Source organism: Xenorhabdus sp. PB62.4 (assembly GCF_014467285.1).
GTDB lineage: Bacteria > Pseudomonadota > Gammaproteobacteria > Enterobacterales > Enterobacteriaceae > Xenorhabdus.
Window position 1 is genome coordinate 26,348 of the sequence record NZ_NKHR01000012.1, and the last position, 12,273, is coordinate 38,620.

14 protein-coding genes and 1 pseudogene are annotated in these 12,273 nt (G+C 37.8%); 8 read left to right on the forward strand and 7 right to left on the reverse strand.

Translation table 11 applies throughout. From position 1 onward, the window contains the following. Positions 1-31 precede the first annotated feature (31 nt). From Xenpb_RS11390 to Xenpb_RS11400, 3 genes are all read right to left on the reverse strand, one after another. On the reverse strand, positions 32-1,729 hold the full coding sequence (locus Xenpb_RS11390) for an ABC transporter ATP-binding protein (RefSeq protein WP_187654432.1): 1,698 nt from the start codon (positions 1,727-1,729) through the stop codon (positions 32-34). A 278-nt stretch (positions 1,730-2,007) separates the two neighbouring features. Beyond that, positions 2,008-2,934 carry a dimethylarginine dimethylaminohydrolase family protein gene (locus Xenpb_RS11395; protein WP_187654433.1) on the reverse strand — a complete coding sequence of 309 codons (927 nt, stop codon included), beginning with the start codon at positions 2,932-2,934 and terminating at the stop codon, positions 2,008-2,010. A gap of 39 nt (positions 2,935-2,973) precedes the next feature. Continuing rightward, positions 2,974-3,687 carry a phosphatidylserine decarboxylase gene (locus Xenpb_RS11400; protein WP_187654434.1) on the reverse strand — a complete coding sequence of 238 codons (714 nt, stop codon included), beginning with the start codon at positions 3,685-3,687 and terminating at the stop codon, positions 2,974-2,976. Between the two features lie 500 nt (positions 3,688-4,187). Between Xenpb_RS11400 and Xenpb_RS11405 the strand changes: the two genes are divergently transcribed. After that, positions 4,188-4,481: an ASCH domain-containing protein gene (locus Xenpb_RS11405; RefSeq protein ID WP_187654435.1), complete on the forward strand. Its 294-nt coding sequence runs from the start codon at positions 4,188-4,190 to the stop codon at positions 4,479-4,481. Positions 4,482-4,484: 3 nt separating this feature from the next. Beyond that, complete coding sequence (locus tag Xenpb_RS11410) at positions 4,485-4,952, forward strand: NUDIX hydrolase (protein WP_187654436.1); 468 nt, start codon at positions 4,485-4,487, stop codon at positions 4,950-4,952. Here the strand turns inward: Xenpb_RS11410 and Xenpb_RS11415 are convergent. After that, positions 4,940-5,176, reverse strand: a pseudogene (locus tag Xenpb_RS11415) (hypothetical protein); the annotation flags it as partial. The gene Xenpb_RS11410 and the pseudogene Xenpb_RS11415 sit on opposite strands and share 13 nt — an antisense overlap. Positions 5,177-5,452: 276 nt before the next feature. Between Xenpb_RS11415 and Xenpb_RS11420 the strand changes: the two are divergent. The 3 genes from Xenpb_RS11420 (at position 5,453) to Xenpb_RS11430 (ending at position 8,463) form a co-directional block, all read left to right on the forward strand. After that, positions 5,453-6,880 carry a replication endonuclease gene (locus Xenpb_RS11420; RefSeq protein ID WP_187654437.1) on the forward strand — a complete coding sequence of 476 codons (1,428 nt, stop codon included), beginning with the start codon at positions 5,453-5,455 and terminating at the stop codon, positions 6,878-6,880. Next, positions 6,880-8,007, forward strand: a complete 1,128-nt coding sequence (locus tag Xenpb_RS11425) for a type II secretion system protein GspD (protein ID WP_187654438.1) — start codon at positions 6,880-6,882, stop codon at positions 8,005-8,007. Before Xenpb_RS11420 ends, Xenpb_RS11425 begins: the two co-directional genes overlap by 1 nt. Before the next feature lie 207 nt (positions 8,008-8,214). Further along, positions 8,215-8,463 carry a hypothetical protein gene (locus Xenpb_RS11430; protein WP_069315808.1) on the forward strand — a complete coding sequence of 83 codons (249 nt, stop codon included), beginning with the start codon at positions 8,215-8,217 and terminating at the stop codon, positions 8,461-8,463. A 730-nt stretch (positions 8,464-9,193) separates the two neighbouring features. Here the strand turns inward: Xenpb_RS11430 and Xenpb_RS11435 are convergent. The 3 genes from Xenpb_RS11435 to Xenpb_RS11445 all read right to left on the reverse strand — a co-directional run bounded on the left by Xenpb_RS11435 (position 9,194) and on the right by Xenpb_RS11445 (position 10,162). After that, the gene (locus Xenpb_RS11435) at positions 9,194-9,475 is read right to left on the reverse strand and encodes a hypothetical protein (protein WP_069315807.1); all 282 of its coding nucleotides are present in this window, start codon (positions 9,473-9,475) and stop codon (positions 9,194-9,196) included. 223 nt (positions 9,476-9,698) lie between these two features. Then, positions 9,699-9,896 (reverse strand): DUF1778 domain-containing protein, encoded by a 198-nt coding sequence (locus Xenpb_RS11440; protein ID WP_187654439.1) that lies wholly within the window; start codon positions 9,894-9,896, stop codon positions 9,699-9,701. 68 nt (positions 9,897-9,964) lie between these two features. Further along, the gene (locus Xenpb_RS11445; RefSeq protein WP_069315805.1) at positions 9,965-10,162 is read right to left on the reverse strand and encodes a hypothetical protein; all 198 of its coding nucleotides are present in this window, start codon (positions 10,160-10,162) and stop codon (positions 9,965-9,967) included. Positions 10,163-10,563: 401 nt separating this feature from the next. Between Xenpb_RS11445 and Xenpb_RS11450 the strand changes: the two genes are divergently transcribed. The 3 genes from Xenpb_RS11450 to Xenpb_RS11460 are packed head-to-tail and all read left to right on the forward strand — an operon-like array spanning position 10,564 to position 12,211. Next, complete coding sequence (locus Xenpb_RS11450; RefSeq protein WP_099110240.1) at positions 10,564-10,755, forward strand: hypothetical protein; 192 nt, start codon at positions 10,564-10,566, stop codon at positions 10,753-10,755. After that, positions 10,752-11,894, forward strand: coding sequence for a replication initiation factor domain-containing protein (locus tag Xenpb_RS11455; RefSeq protein WP_187654440.1), 1,143 nt, complete (start codon positions 10,752-10,754; stop codon positions 11,892-11,894). The genes Xenpb_RS11450 and Xenpb_RS11455 overlap by 4 nt, the downstream gene beginning before the upstream one ends. After that, entirely contained in the window at positions 11,882-12,211 is a 330-nt protein-coding gene (locus Xenpb_RS11460; protein ID WP_099110238.1) for a hypothetical protein, read from the forward strand. The genes Xenpb_RS11455 and Xenpb_RS11460 overlap by 13 nt, the downstream gene beginning before the upstream one ends. The last annotated feature ends 62 nt before the right edge of the window (positions 12,212-12,273 follow it).

Here is a 12,273-nt window from a genome sequence, read left to right on the forward strand (position 1 = left end):
AAAATGGCCCATTAAATTGGGCCATTAAAGATTAGTGTGTTGTTGCTTGGTTCATATACTCTTGGAGGGAGCCATCAAATGCAATTTTACCCTTGTCGACTTTAATAACCCGATCAGCGAGCCTGAATACACGTGGATCATGGCTTATCATAAGCACAGTTTTACCATGAACGATATTATTCAGAGACTCTGCAAAACTGTTTATTTTACTGTTGTCCAGATAAGTTGTCGGTTCATCGAACAGTAGTATCTCTGGCGTCTTGAGGTATAAGCGAGCCAAACCAATAACCTGCCTTTCACCACCTGACAAGGAAGAGCCTTTTTCATCAATGTATGAATCCAGGCCATCCTTCAGTTTACCCAATAACTCACTGCCACCGGCTTTAATCAATGCAGAAATCATCTCTTCGCTGGTGGACTCAGTATTAGCAATATGCAGATTATCGTATAAAGTTCCTTTTATGATCTGTGTTTGTTGAGACATCACCCCAAACTTTTTCAGCCAATGTTGAGCATCGGGATCTCCCATCACCTCACCAAAAATTGAAATATGGCCTTCACTTAACGGTGTTAATCCTGTCACGATATCAAATATCGTACTCTTACCCTGGCCATTATCGCCAACAATCAGAACTCGTTCGCCTTTTTGGATAGAGATATTCATATCACTGAACAGTGTATCTCTATCGTTATAGGAGAATTTCTTGATGTTGATATCAATAGCATCGGCATTGCCATTGACTACTGACTGGTTTTGTTTGTGGGTATTTGGTTTGTGAGCACCCAACAATTCGAGAATTCTGTCCAACAGTGATTTGAGCGAAGCAAATTTATTTAAATGATTACTGTATCTCTTGATGGAATCAGACATTAACTGTTCATAGGTAAATGCAGCGACAAAGTTACCGGGATTAATCGTTCCATCCATTAATAACAAACCACCATACCAAAGTACCGCAATTGTTGAAGCTAACTGTGCGGAATAACCAAGAGGAACGGAAAGGGACATGAACAGGCCTGTAATTCTCTCAACGTTCTTCACCTTGATGTTGGCATCATCAATTCTCTTTTTCTCTGACTCTTCAGAGTTAAAAATCTTGACGGATTTAATCCAAGAAAGCGATTCCTGTATCGCCCCGGTTAATCGTGAGTTATATATCTGCAAAATCCTTTCATAAACAGCCACGCGATTAGTGAGTGGTTTGCTGATCACCGTGGTCAGACAAACCATCATAAATGCCAGAATTGCCAGTTTAAGATCAATCAAAGCCATGGCTATAAATGGGCCAATGATGGATAACGTATCGTAAAGAAATTCGCTATATAAACCTCTAATCCTATCAGATACAAGGTATGTATCGTTTTTTATTCTAAAAGCCAGATTGGCAGAATGGAATTTTCTGGTTATATGATAGGGAAAGGAGAGGAAAGAATCGATGAGCGATTTCCTCATGTTATAACTCAGTTCTGAAGCGTTAATCGTCTGCATCCAGATAATAATGGCGTGGCTTATGACGATCAATAATGATATAGCTATCAGGGAAGCAATTAATTGGTTAAAAGAGAAGGAAAGTATTAACTTATCCCTCAATAAAGTATTAACTAATTCTTGTACAAGAAATGGAAATATGACTTCCGCTAAAGCTGCCACTATCGTAAAAACAATAGCCAGCACCAGTGCTGTTCTTTGCTTACGTATAAATGAATAAAGAAATGTAATGTATTTCATATACAGATCACTGTTAAGTTATCAATTTAACTAGTATAGACAACATGTTAGGACTTACCATGATATAAAAAGGGCAGCTTATTCCATCCTTGGAAAACATTCATCCTATATCAATAAAATACAGTTCCGCATTAAAATCATGATGGTTCTATCTCACTTAATAACAAGAGAAATAAAAAGCATCATAATATAAAACAGGAGATGCTATTTATATTGCAACCAATTTAATTGTAGCTAAAAAGATGTGACCAATATTATGGCATCATTGTTCGCAAATTTTAGATTACCTGTATTTTATAAGAATATCTATTCAAATGCATAACCATACAGGAAAGCAGGGCGCCGCTCTTCATATATTCAGATAAATTGAATAATTTTGGCGTTAATGCCAATTTAGAGCAAATTTTTTCCAGCTCATGGCTTTTGTTCATTTCATAGATATATTCCTCCGTACCTGCTTTCAGGTCGTTGATATTGGATGAGCAGAGAATATGCTGATTGACTCTGACAGAGTTACAAATACCACTATATGCAACATCTTTGTTGATACTGATGACGTTAGTCACTTTCTCCAATTCTTTCAACTCATCACTGTTGAATCCACCGGTATAAACCAGAGTATTTTCTTTATCCAGAGGGAAGATACTGCAATCTAAGTGATACAGATAAGGGTCTCTTTCTTCTACTTTTACGATTTTGAGATCGAATTTTTCTTCCATCCAGTCATAGGTTCTAATATCACTTCTTATTCCATAACCGCCAACCAGTACATTACTATGCAGATGTTTTAACTCAGCTTCACCTTCGAAATAGTAAGGGGCAACTTCAGTTTTATAGCCTAATGATTCAAAGAAATTCACCCCAATTGGGGTTTCTGATCTTCTGATTTCTGATGCAAAATTGGCAACTATTGCTGTTGGATCTTCATCACCAATAATAATTCCCAAGTTAGCAACATATACTTGATCTTGCAGTGCTTGATGAGTATCAGATGGCAACAAATAGACTAATGATTGTGATGACATGAAGCTGTAAAGCTTATAAAACTGTCTCAATGCCACGTTACTGTTAACATTAATATCGGACTCATCGAGTTCTTCCATCCAAATGTTATTTCTTACATTGGTATTTAATGAAAATGGAGGAGCTAATAAAAAAACTGGCATTTTCAGATCAGAAATGATATTAGGCGATTTATTTAACATCTTGGAACCTCAATTCTAGTTTATATTATACGCTATATGTTATAGAGAGTTATCGTTGATTCTAACTAACTTAGTCATACCACCAGTCACGTGTTCTTTTACAGATACCAATGAAGTTAATTCATCGTCATCAGCGACAGGAATGACTAAATCGACTTGTGAACCATATCGAATCATAGAGAATCTATTCCCTTGAAATACAGGGGTATTCTGCTGAATATGGAATGGTGTTATCGTATTAACATCATAATCACCAACCTGAACCATATAGTATTCTCTGCTAATGCCAGGAGAATAGACTTTATTAACGACACGCTGATTCAGGTATAAATAGTCGTCATAAATTAATTCAATATTCTCTTTATAAAAAATGTTACTCTCTACATCAATCATCGGTAGATTGTTGGTTTCCAGAGGTTCATGTTCCGCGTAACTCAGGATGCCATCATAGGGAACTCTATTAACATGCACATCATAACATGTCATAAAGATACCAATGACAAGTGAGCGCTTGTCATAATGCTTATCTCTGATAATGTCCTGAATGCTGTATTTTTTTCCTTTTACTTCAGTAATCGCCTCATCTGGATTTATTATTCCACTATAGATAACAAATCCATCAGCAGGAGATAGAAAATACCTATCATCCGTATTGATAGTTCTCGCGGGATCCCTGAAAAAACCTTCCTGAAAATAAGTTTCAGGCGGTAGATCAGGCAGTCCATTAAATATTGATTTAATGGCTTCATTCATTGTGTTCTTCATTATTACCTCTAAAAAATGCTCATCAACTGGAACATGAAACAGAGAAAAAACAACATGATGCAAACATTTACCGCGAGATATGGTACAGCCTATTATTAATGATTCAATTTTATTTTATTTGGGGGTATATTTATTTTTTGTTTGTCATTAAACATAATTTCACCTAAGTAACCTGAATCGATAAATATATAAATGAATAAATATAAACTTAAACTGACTAAATATAAATTTATCGATGGTATGAACGATGTGGAGTAAGGTAGTTTATTATATATATATGTCAGTGACATTTATCACAAATGTAATAAAAAATTTAATTAAACAGGGTTTATCAGGTCAAATTTTGGTCCGCTTCAACATTAAGAGTAATATCCTGTGATTTGAATAGAAATGTCACTTTTTCAAAGTAGGTTAGCATATAATCTGTACAATACAGGCCCGATGTAAAGAAGTGACATGTTTAAACCGAATATGGATAAATTAAATTTATGAAAGCGATTTCAATAGTTGCACCAGCAGGACAGAACATTGCTGCTGGCAAGAAAACATTAGAAATCAGAAAATGGTATCCAAATCTCCCAGATAATGAAGATTTGTTGATCATCGAAAATCAGCATTACCTGTTAAAAGACGGAGACGAAGAAATAGGGAAAGCCGTTGCGATCGTTAAAATCAGAAACATTCGACCATTTGAAGAACAAGATATTGAGGCTGCATGTGCATCGAGTAACGACACAAAGCATGTACAGTGCAACCCCCCATTTATAGCTAAAAGGAAATAAGATATGCGTATTCGCTGTTCAGCGCGTTTGCTGATCATTAGCCCATCTAATCGAGTATTATTGTTTAATTTTGTACATAATGACGATGCGTTAGCCGGTCAGTCATATTGGGCTACGCCTGGAGGAGGCGTTAAAAAAGGAGAGTCTTTTGAACAAGCCGCTATTAGAGAACTTCGTGAAGAAACAGGTATCCGAAAAGATAATGTTGGACAATGTGTTGCTCAAAGAACATTTGAAATGATTCTCCCTAGTGGAGAGGCTGTTTTAGCAAAAGAACATTTTTATATCGTAAAGTTTGATAAAGAAGATATCAACACCACTGAATGGACTGAAAATGAAAAATCAGTTATTAAACACCATCATTGGTGGGAAATCGACCAACTTATCAATACCTTGGAGATTGTTTATCCCAATAATATACCAGAAATATTTTCTACCGCGGTAAAAAACAATATCCTTCAGGAGCCGTGACAGGGCTCTTGAATCTTTCTTCCAAATATTTCTTCTGAGCGAGATTGAAGAGTGACTAATGCTTCAAGCATATCGTCATTATTTAAAGAACGTTGGGATTTCTTTTCTGTCGGCTTTTTGCGCTTACGTGATGAACCATCACCAGCAGGAATGCTTTGTGAACGGTTATTATCAACAATTGCTCTCTGATCAATTTCAGAGAGCCTATCGTAGATAGCTGAACTCGTCTCAGCACATATTGTTTGAATGTTTAATTCGCGCATGGCACGCTGACGAACATCTTAACTTAGCCCAGAGCGGACATTACAACTTTTACTACTACACCATAGGTTCGCATAATCTCGAACCGCGTTATGTTTAATTGCTAGGCTGCTAAAATAGTGGTGGCAGCATAGCAATTTAGCATAACGTGGATTGTGCGAATCCCCGCTCCGATCTTTCCTGCCCCCCCGCCCAAAAGCCCACACCCCTTGACTCCCTAAACTAGTACATGAGGGGATATGGGCGTTATTTATTCACATTCTGATCGCACTGCATTAGGTGTTCAATTTTTGAATTCCTATAACGGTTATTTTGATTCATTTCACCGTCAGCATCAGCCCTTACAATCCCAACCTGAATATCACAAAAACATTGCTCGTTTCGCTCAGTCAAAACGGGATTATTTGTTCTCTCGGCAGCGTTATATTCAAGTATTTGGGGAGCAGGAGGGAGTTTTTTTACCGTCTCTTGATTCTCGCGTTCATCAAATCATTTTTTTATTTGAAGTCGATTCGTTACCTGAGTTTTCCCTTGATTGGCGTATGTATGTTGCTTATTTGGCATCTGGATTTGGTTCTTTTTCTATCTCTGTAGCGCAAGCTGTTTGTAGTTTAGTTAAGGGATTAGGTGTCGATAAAGCGGTAACAAGATTAGAAATGGCTTATTCTTTGGCGTTTGCAACTCCAGACGGTAAAGGAAAAGGCATTAATCTTTTCTGTTCAGATGAAGATCTGCAATTAATTGCGGGTGATTTTGTTCAATCGCTATCTGATTCATCTTTATGGTCTTGGTTTGATTCATCTGATGATCGGGATGCTTTTTGTGATGCTTTTATTGAAACTATTAAGAATCGCGTTGAGCAGGATTTCAATTTTTCTGCTGATACTGTGTCGAATTTGATTCGAACTCGGTCTGGTAGTTCACTCCTACATAGGAAATTCGGCGTTATTTTACGCTTTATGAATCCTTACTTTGTTCGTCGTTACTTAGACAGGCAACGCCTTTCCAGAGTGCTTGAGATCTCCCGTATTTTGATGATGCTTTCACCGTTAAAGCCGTATTCCTCTGATTGGTTACTTTCACACTATAAACATAAGGATGCCAAAACATTGCGTTTTCTTGAGGCAATGGGAATTTTTGATGCTGATGAAAAATTAGTTTGTAGCTTGAAAGAGGCGTTTGATTCCTCTGTTTCTAATCGTAAAAATCGGGTTGTCGAACTGATAGTTCGTGCGAAAGGTGTTTGTTCATTAGCCGAGAATATGGGCTTGCAGGGTTATTTTATCGTGTTGACTTGTCCTTCTCGCTTTCATTCAGTCAGAACAGTGAAGAACAGTAAAACGGGTAAAGCTTTTCATCTTGAAAATCCACAATGGGTTGAGAATGGAATGCCGACTGTTCGTGATTCTCACCAATGGTTATTGGACACGTTTACTCGTGTCCGTAAACGCTTGGATATCAGTCCTGTGAGATCAACTGTGTCGCTATCGGATAAATGGCGCATTACAGGTGAGTTAGTTAAAGATGGTAGGGCATATGTGATTCTGGCTGACAAGCAAGGTCGGTTGCGTCTCGAACCCCGAAGCCAGTTTCAGTATAGCGGGCGGCTTTTACAGGGGGATATTGAGGGGCAGGTAGTGAACTATTATTCTGGAGGAATACAATAATGAGAAAAGGGCTATTTATTATTTTTTCTTTGTTGGCCTTATCAGCGCAGGCCAAGAATATAGATTTCAAGCTGGAAGCTGTGCCGTTACCCAAAGCGATTGGGCTTATCTATGATGAAGTCTTGCAAAGACCTTATATGCTTGATCCGAATCTTGCCAGTGATACCAGTCTGATAAGTTTTCATGCTACCGATAAGCAGGATTTTAACCAGTTTATTGTCCGTTATTTCCAGAATATGAATATTAATGTTCATGAAAAACAAGGCGTTGTTTATCTTGTTAAAGTAAAACCGCCTGAACCCAAAGTAATTAAACAGAGTTTTGTTTATAGCCCAGTCCATCGGGATGTTGAGTACTTACAGGGCTTTTTAAAATCAGAGGGTGAAGTGGCGGCCAGCGGTGATAAGCTGGTTTTTTATGGCACTAAAAACGAAATTGTACGGGTTCAGAGTGTATTAAGTTCGGTTGATGCGCCATCGCGTGAAGTGGTGGTAACCGGTTATGTCTTTGAAGTCCAGGATATTGAAAAAGAAGGTAGTGGGATTAACCTCATGGCTAAATTGTTGTCAGGTAAATTAGGAATTAATATTGGCATAAAACAGAATTATGAGAATTTCATTACGATTAATACAGGTGGCCTTGATGCAATGGTTGAGCTGTTCCGACGTGATGAACGTTTTCATGTGGTGAGTAGTCCGACTTTGCGGGTTAAATCCGGCTCAAAAGGTAATTTTAGCGTCGGTTCTGATGTGCCCGTGTTGTCTAATGTGACTTATCAGGATGGACGGCCTGTACAGTCGATTGAATATCGTTCCAGCGGGGTAATTTTCGATATTCAGCCAACAATTAAAAGTCAGGCGATTGATTTAAAAATACAGCAGCAGTTATCCAACTTTGTCAAAACAGACACGGGCGTGAATCAGTCACCCACCTTGATTAAACGTGACATTGTTACTGATGTTTCGGTCAAAAGCGGTGAAATTATAGTGTTAGGTGGTCTGGCTGAAAACAAGGTAGAAGAGGGCGAAGCAGGATTCAGTTTTCTGCCAAAAGGCTTTTTAACAGGCAAGTCAAAAGCGAATACGAAGACCGATATTATCGTATTATTGCAGGTAAAAGTTATTTGACGTTATCGAGCACGGAAAAACCGCCCCCGCAGCGGTGCGAGGAGGCAGGATTTTTCGGCGCAGATAGCGTCATTGTGTTTTTATATTGGCTATAATCTGGATAAAAATAGAGTATCGGGTATTTGGGGGTAGATAGATATGAGAAATATTATCGGATATGAGCAACTTGATATTTTCTAGGTAATTAATTACTTAGAGGATATTTTTATGTCTGTGAAAAACCAGAGTCGTGACCGTCTTCCAAATGGAAGATTGAAATCTTATCGTCGGGTAGGGAGACAGTTTGCCAGTTGTAAAAAATGGTTTGATAAATCTCCGTCTTGGTATCGTAACTTAATGATGACCAGACCAGAACGGCGAGAAGTAAAACAACTTCTGTCTAAGGTATTAAACGGTAGCGATCCTGATGGGATGGCGTTTCCGATACACAATAAACCCTTTGCATGGTTTTATTGAATAGCGTCAATTTTGCCTATCTTTATATCATCGTTACAATGTAAGAATACTTATTTTAGTGATGACGGTAATTATGGTAATTACCGTAAGATAGTGGACTTTAGGAATCAGACGTTCATATCTAACGAACTAACCACTCATGTTTAGCGAACTAAGCGCTCATGTTTAGAAAAAAGGGAGAGGGGGATATGAAAAACTTAAAACACATGCAGAACTACATACCGAGTGGATGAAAAATCCTGAATATAAAGTAGAATATGAAGAATCCTCCGATGAAGAAGTGGAATTTCATATAATCCAACATAATAAAAATTAAAGAGAAAAAATCGTTTTTGATTCAAGGTTTGATAAACTTCGGGAAGTTTGAGTTTATTCTATTGTAATAGCTCTGATGATCGTAATGTTGCTCGTTCAATGGATTGGATGCCCGTTAGGGCATGTAAGGCGGCATTCGAAAGGTTATGGGAGAACAGGGCTAATCCGCCGATACAAAGGGGGGGCTGAATCAGGGAATACGAAACCCTCCCTTCACCCTGCTAAGCCCGTGAGCGAAGCGAACCACGGAATTATCAGACTCACGAAAGCAGAACGGTCGATAGACAAAAGGCTATTCAGCGGATACGGCGAACTAAATGCTCATGTTTAACAGAGTGAGTGCTTATTTTTAACGAACTAAGCACTCATGTTTAAGATGTTAAAGTTATAATAACTTATTAATTTTAAATGTTTTTTACAGTCTCGGAGCTAATAATTTTTTTATATTTCGTAGTCCTTCTAATCCACCTGGTATCATAAAACCTAATGTTCCATCATTATGATCTATAACTTCTTGGAGTTTGGCTGTGTTTTTGTATTTTTCAATCTTTGATAATGCATAAGAAGCATCTTCTATTAAATTGTATATTTTTATTTTTTTTATGTTTTCATGCCATTTTTTTGTTTCTTCATTGTAAATATATACACGATCAAATCCTCTTGTTATGCAATAACCAACTACTTTCCATTTTTTCAAGTTATTTTCCTTAAAGAAATTTAGTGGGGGATGTATATCAAAACAAATGTATTATTTACTAAAAACAGCCCATATAGCTAATGCTATCACTATGAATATTAAAAAATTTTTAGGGTTTGTTGGAATATGCATTACATTTTCCTCTTAGTGAGTGTGCCATGCTGTAGTGGCCTAAGGTTCTCTTCGGGTTTTCAGCCTTGCACCTGATGTTTTACAGAATGGCTTAAGTTTTTAGCTGAGATTTCCACGGCGCTTTATACCCCATGAGTTTTTTAAAACCTACATTATTAGAAAGCGGTTGCTCCAGTATTTGCATGAATGCATGATATTTTTCGTCGCTAACGAATAAGTGGTGCTGATCGAGTATAACTTCTTTATTATTAATAAGTAGTTGATTATTATTATTTTTAGTGTCTTTCATATCATTCCCTTATTAATCTATAAAAGAGTAAAATCTCCTCAGTAGAGGAGATCTTTGTATTTTTGCAGTTAGTTTTGAGTCTGTTGCTTAACAGCATGAATCAAGTCCTTTGCTGCATCTTTTGCATAATTATCAATCAAATGGTTAACAAGGTCTGTCCATGAGATAGATTTTCCCGCCACATGACTGGCATCTATTGCTAGTCGTTCAAGCTTCAATTTTCTTTCGGCGACAATAGCCATAGTTGTTCGCTTAGGTGTAGACATAACAGTGTTCGCCTTTTTATTAGTCAAAATCTTATATTGACTTATTATAGGTAAACATTCATGTAATTGTATCTTTGTACTTGTATAAGTGTTTACCATGTGGTAGATTTTTTTCAGTGCATGATTGTATATGTGCATATTTTGCTAACTGGAGCCATTGGAATGTGAGTTTTTTAGTCGGCTAGTGGAATGGTAGATCGGGTACTCAGGGTCAAACCTCAGTACTTTTTTAAAAGCCTTATGGATTCGCATAATCTATAAGCGTTATGTTTAATTGCTAGGCTGCTAGAATAACGGTGGCAGCCTAGCAATTTAGCATAACGTGGATTGTGCGAATCCCACGCCGATCATACAGTTATAACCCCTAACTTTCGCTCTCTCTTGGTTACAAGAGAGGGGCTATGAAGATCATCTATTTCGATTACATCGCAGGTTTTGGCATCAATGCTCTTGTTGCCGATGAATGGGATTTTTACCCGTCTGTTGATGAATTGATGTATGAATGCACCTCCCTTTACGGCAATCAAATAGTGTTCGTCTCTACGGCCGCTACTTCTGGTAATTTCACTGGCTATCAGGAATCTTTAAAATGATGACTGATAGAAGCGTTATTATTGATTATCTGGCCTTTTCTGCGCCGCTTTCATGTATGAAAGATGTTCATACTTTTCAGGAAAAAGGGCATGAATGGCGTAAATATGAATTTTTGCCATCTTATCGGCATTATCAACACAGTCAATTCACTGAATCAGTATTAGGCAGAGATTACGAAGCGTTACCTGATTCAGGTGAGGTGTTTTCTTCTTCGATTGAAGATATCAACCGTAAGGCTGAACGTTATAACAGAGAATTATTGTCCTGTTTACATTCACGCCTGAGACGTTTTATCGCTGCTGTATTTGGATTATTTGTTGGTCCTGCTCGCGGTGCAGGTGGTTTTGCTTATCAAGATTCAGCCATTCTTTATTCTGAAGATGGTGGATATGAGCATTTCGGCATGATCTACTGGGGTGGGAACAATGGCACTTTTTACGTTCAGATCGGCGGAAAGGGCTGTACACATGTTATGAGTGGCACAACACCGGAAAAAATCTATAAGTGGCTTAAACATTTAGATATTACGTCATTAAAACGTTTGGATCTCGCTACTGATGATTATGATGGTGTATTCACTTGCCATCATGCGTTATCAGCCTATAAAGATGATGCGTTTTATGGTGGTATGGGTCCAAAATCTAAATTAGGCAATGCTCATGAAATAGATGCAACAGGGAACTATACCAAAGAAATCGTAACTGTGGGCTCTAGGCAATCACGTGTTTATTGGCGAGTTTACAATAAAGCCCTTGAGCAAAAAGTTTCCGGCACTTGGTATCGCTCTGAGACTGAATTAAAAGGCGTACCAATTGAGGTACTTTTAAATACACAAGGAACTTATACAGGGTTGTGCCCTTATGCAGCTTCCATCAATCCGACGAAGCCTGCTGCCATTCCTGTTCTTTTAGGTCGTAAGGCTGTTGATGCTATTGAGTCTAAAGTTAAATGGCTTAGAAAACAGGCTTCTTCCTCTATCGCAAAACTTATTCATTTTTTTGAAGGGGACACTCAAGCCGTTCTATCAATGATAGTGCGTGATGATCACATTTCTGATTTAAACCTGAAATTAGATTTGCCCCCAATATATCAAACACTCATAAATGAGAAATTAGGAGTATCACAATGTCCGTTTTAGAAAAAATTCCATTTTATATAGAAGTCACTGCCGCTGATGTGAAAATAGAACAAAAGACACGTACTAATAAAAATACGGGCGAAATTACTCCCTATTATACACAGCGTGTTATTGCGCATATGGGGCCACGCTCAATGTCAGAGACAGTTATCACATTGTCAGAGCCAAATCCGTTACCAGAGGGGAAGTATTTAATTTCTGGTTCTAGTTTATATCCAGGTAAGCCATTTGGCGATAATCCACCTCGCCTTGAGTTTAACCAGTGGAATGTTTCTTATGTTCCGATGGAAACAGTTAAGCACTTAATAAAGCTATAGGAGAATTCTATTTAATAAGGGGTGGCAATGTCCTCTTTGACGGGTTCTATTTGCGACATGTC

Coding starts and splice junctions, on each gene's coding strand:
- Xenpb_RS11450 (WP_099110240.1), top strand. CDS start 10,564: ATGAAGATCATCTATTTCGATTACATCGCAGGTTTTGGCATCAATGCT.
- Xenpb_RS11430 (WP_069315808.1), top strand. CDS start 8,215: ATGTCTGTGAAAAACCAGAGTCGTGACCGTCTTCCAAATGGAAGATTG.
- Xenpb_RS11395 (WP_187654433.1), bottom strand. CDS start 2,934: ATGTTAAATAAATCGCCTAATATCATTTCTGATCTGAAAATGCCAGTT.
- Xenpb_RS11440 (WP_187654439.1), bottom strand. CDS start 9,896: ATGAAAGACACTAAAAATAATAATAATCAACTACTTATTAATAATAAA.
- Xenpb_RS11400 (WP_187654434.1), bottom strand. CDS start 3,687: ATGAATGAAGCCATTAAATCAATATTTAATGGACTGCCTGATCTACCG.
- Xenpb_RS11410 (WP_187654436.1), top strand. CDS start 4,485: ATGCGTATTCGCTGTTCAGCGCGTTTGCTGATCATTAGCCCATCTAAT.
- Xenpb_RS11460 (WP_099110238.1), top strand. CDS start 11,882: ATGTCCGTTTTAGAAAAAATTCCATTTTATATAGAAGTCACTGCCGCT.
- Xenpb_RS11390 (WP_187654432.1), bottom strand. CDS start 1,729: ATGAAATACATTACATTTCTTTATTCATTTATACGTAAGCAAAGAACA.
- Xenpb_RS11445 (WP_069315805.1), bottom strand. CDS start 10,162: ATGTCTACACCTAAGCGAACAACTATGGCTATTGTCGCCGAAAGAAAA.
- Xenpb_RS11455 (WP_187654440.1), top strand. CDS start 10,752: ATGATGACTGATAGAAGCGTTATTATTGATTATCTGGCCTTTTCTGCG.
- Xenpb_RS11420 (WP_187654437.1), top strand. CDS start 5,453: ATGGGCGTTATTTATTCACATTCTGATCGCACTGCATTAGGTGTTCAA.
- Xenpb_RS11405 (WP_187654435.1), top strand. CDS start 4,188: ATGAAAGCGATTTCAATAGTTGCACCAGCAGGACAGAACATTGCTGCT.
- Xenpb_RS11425 (WP_187654438.1), top strand. CDS start 6,880: ATGAGAAAAGGGCTATTTATTATTTTTTCTTTGTTGGCCTTATCAGCG.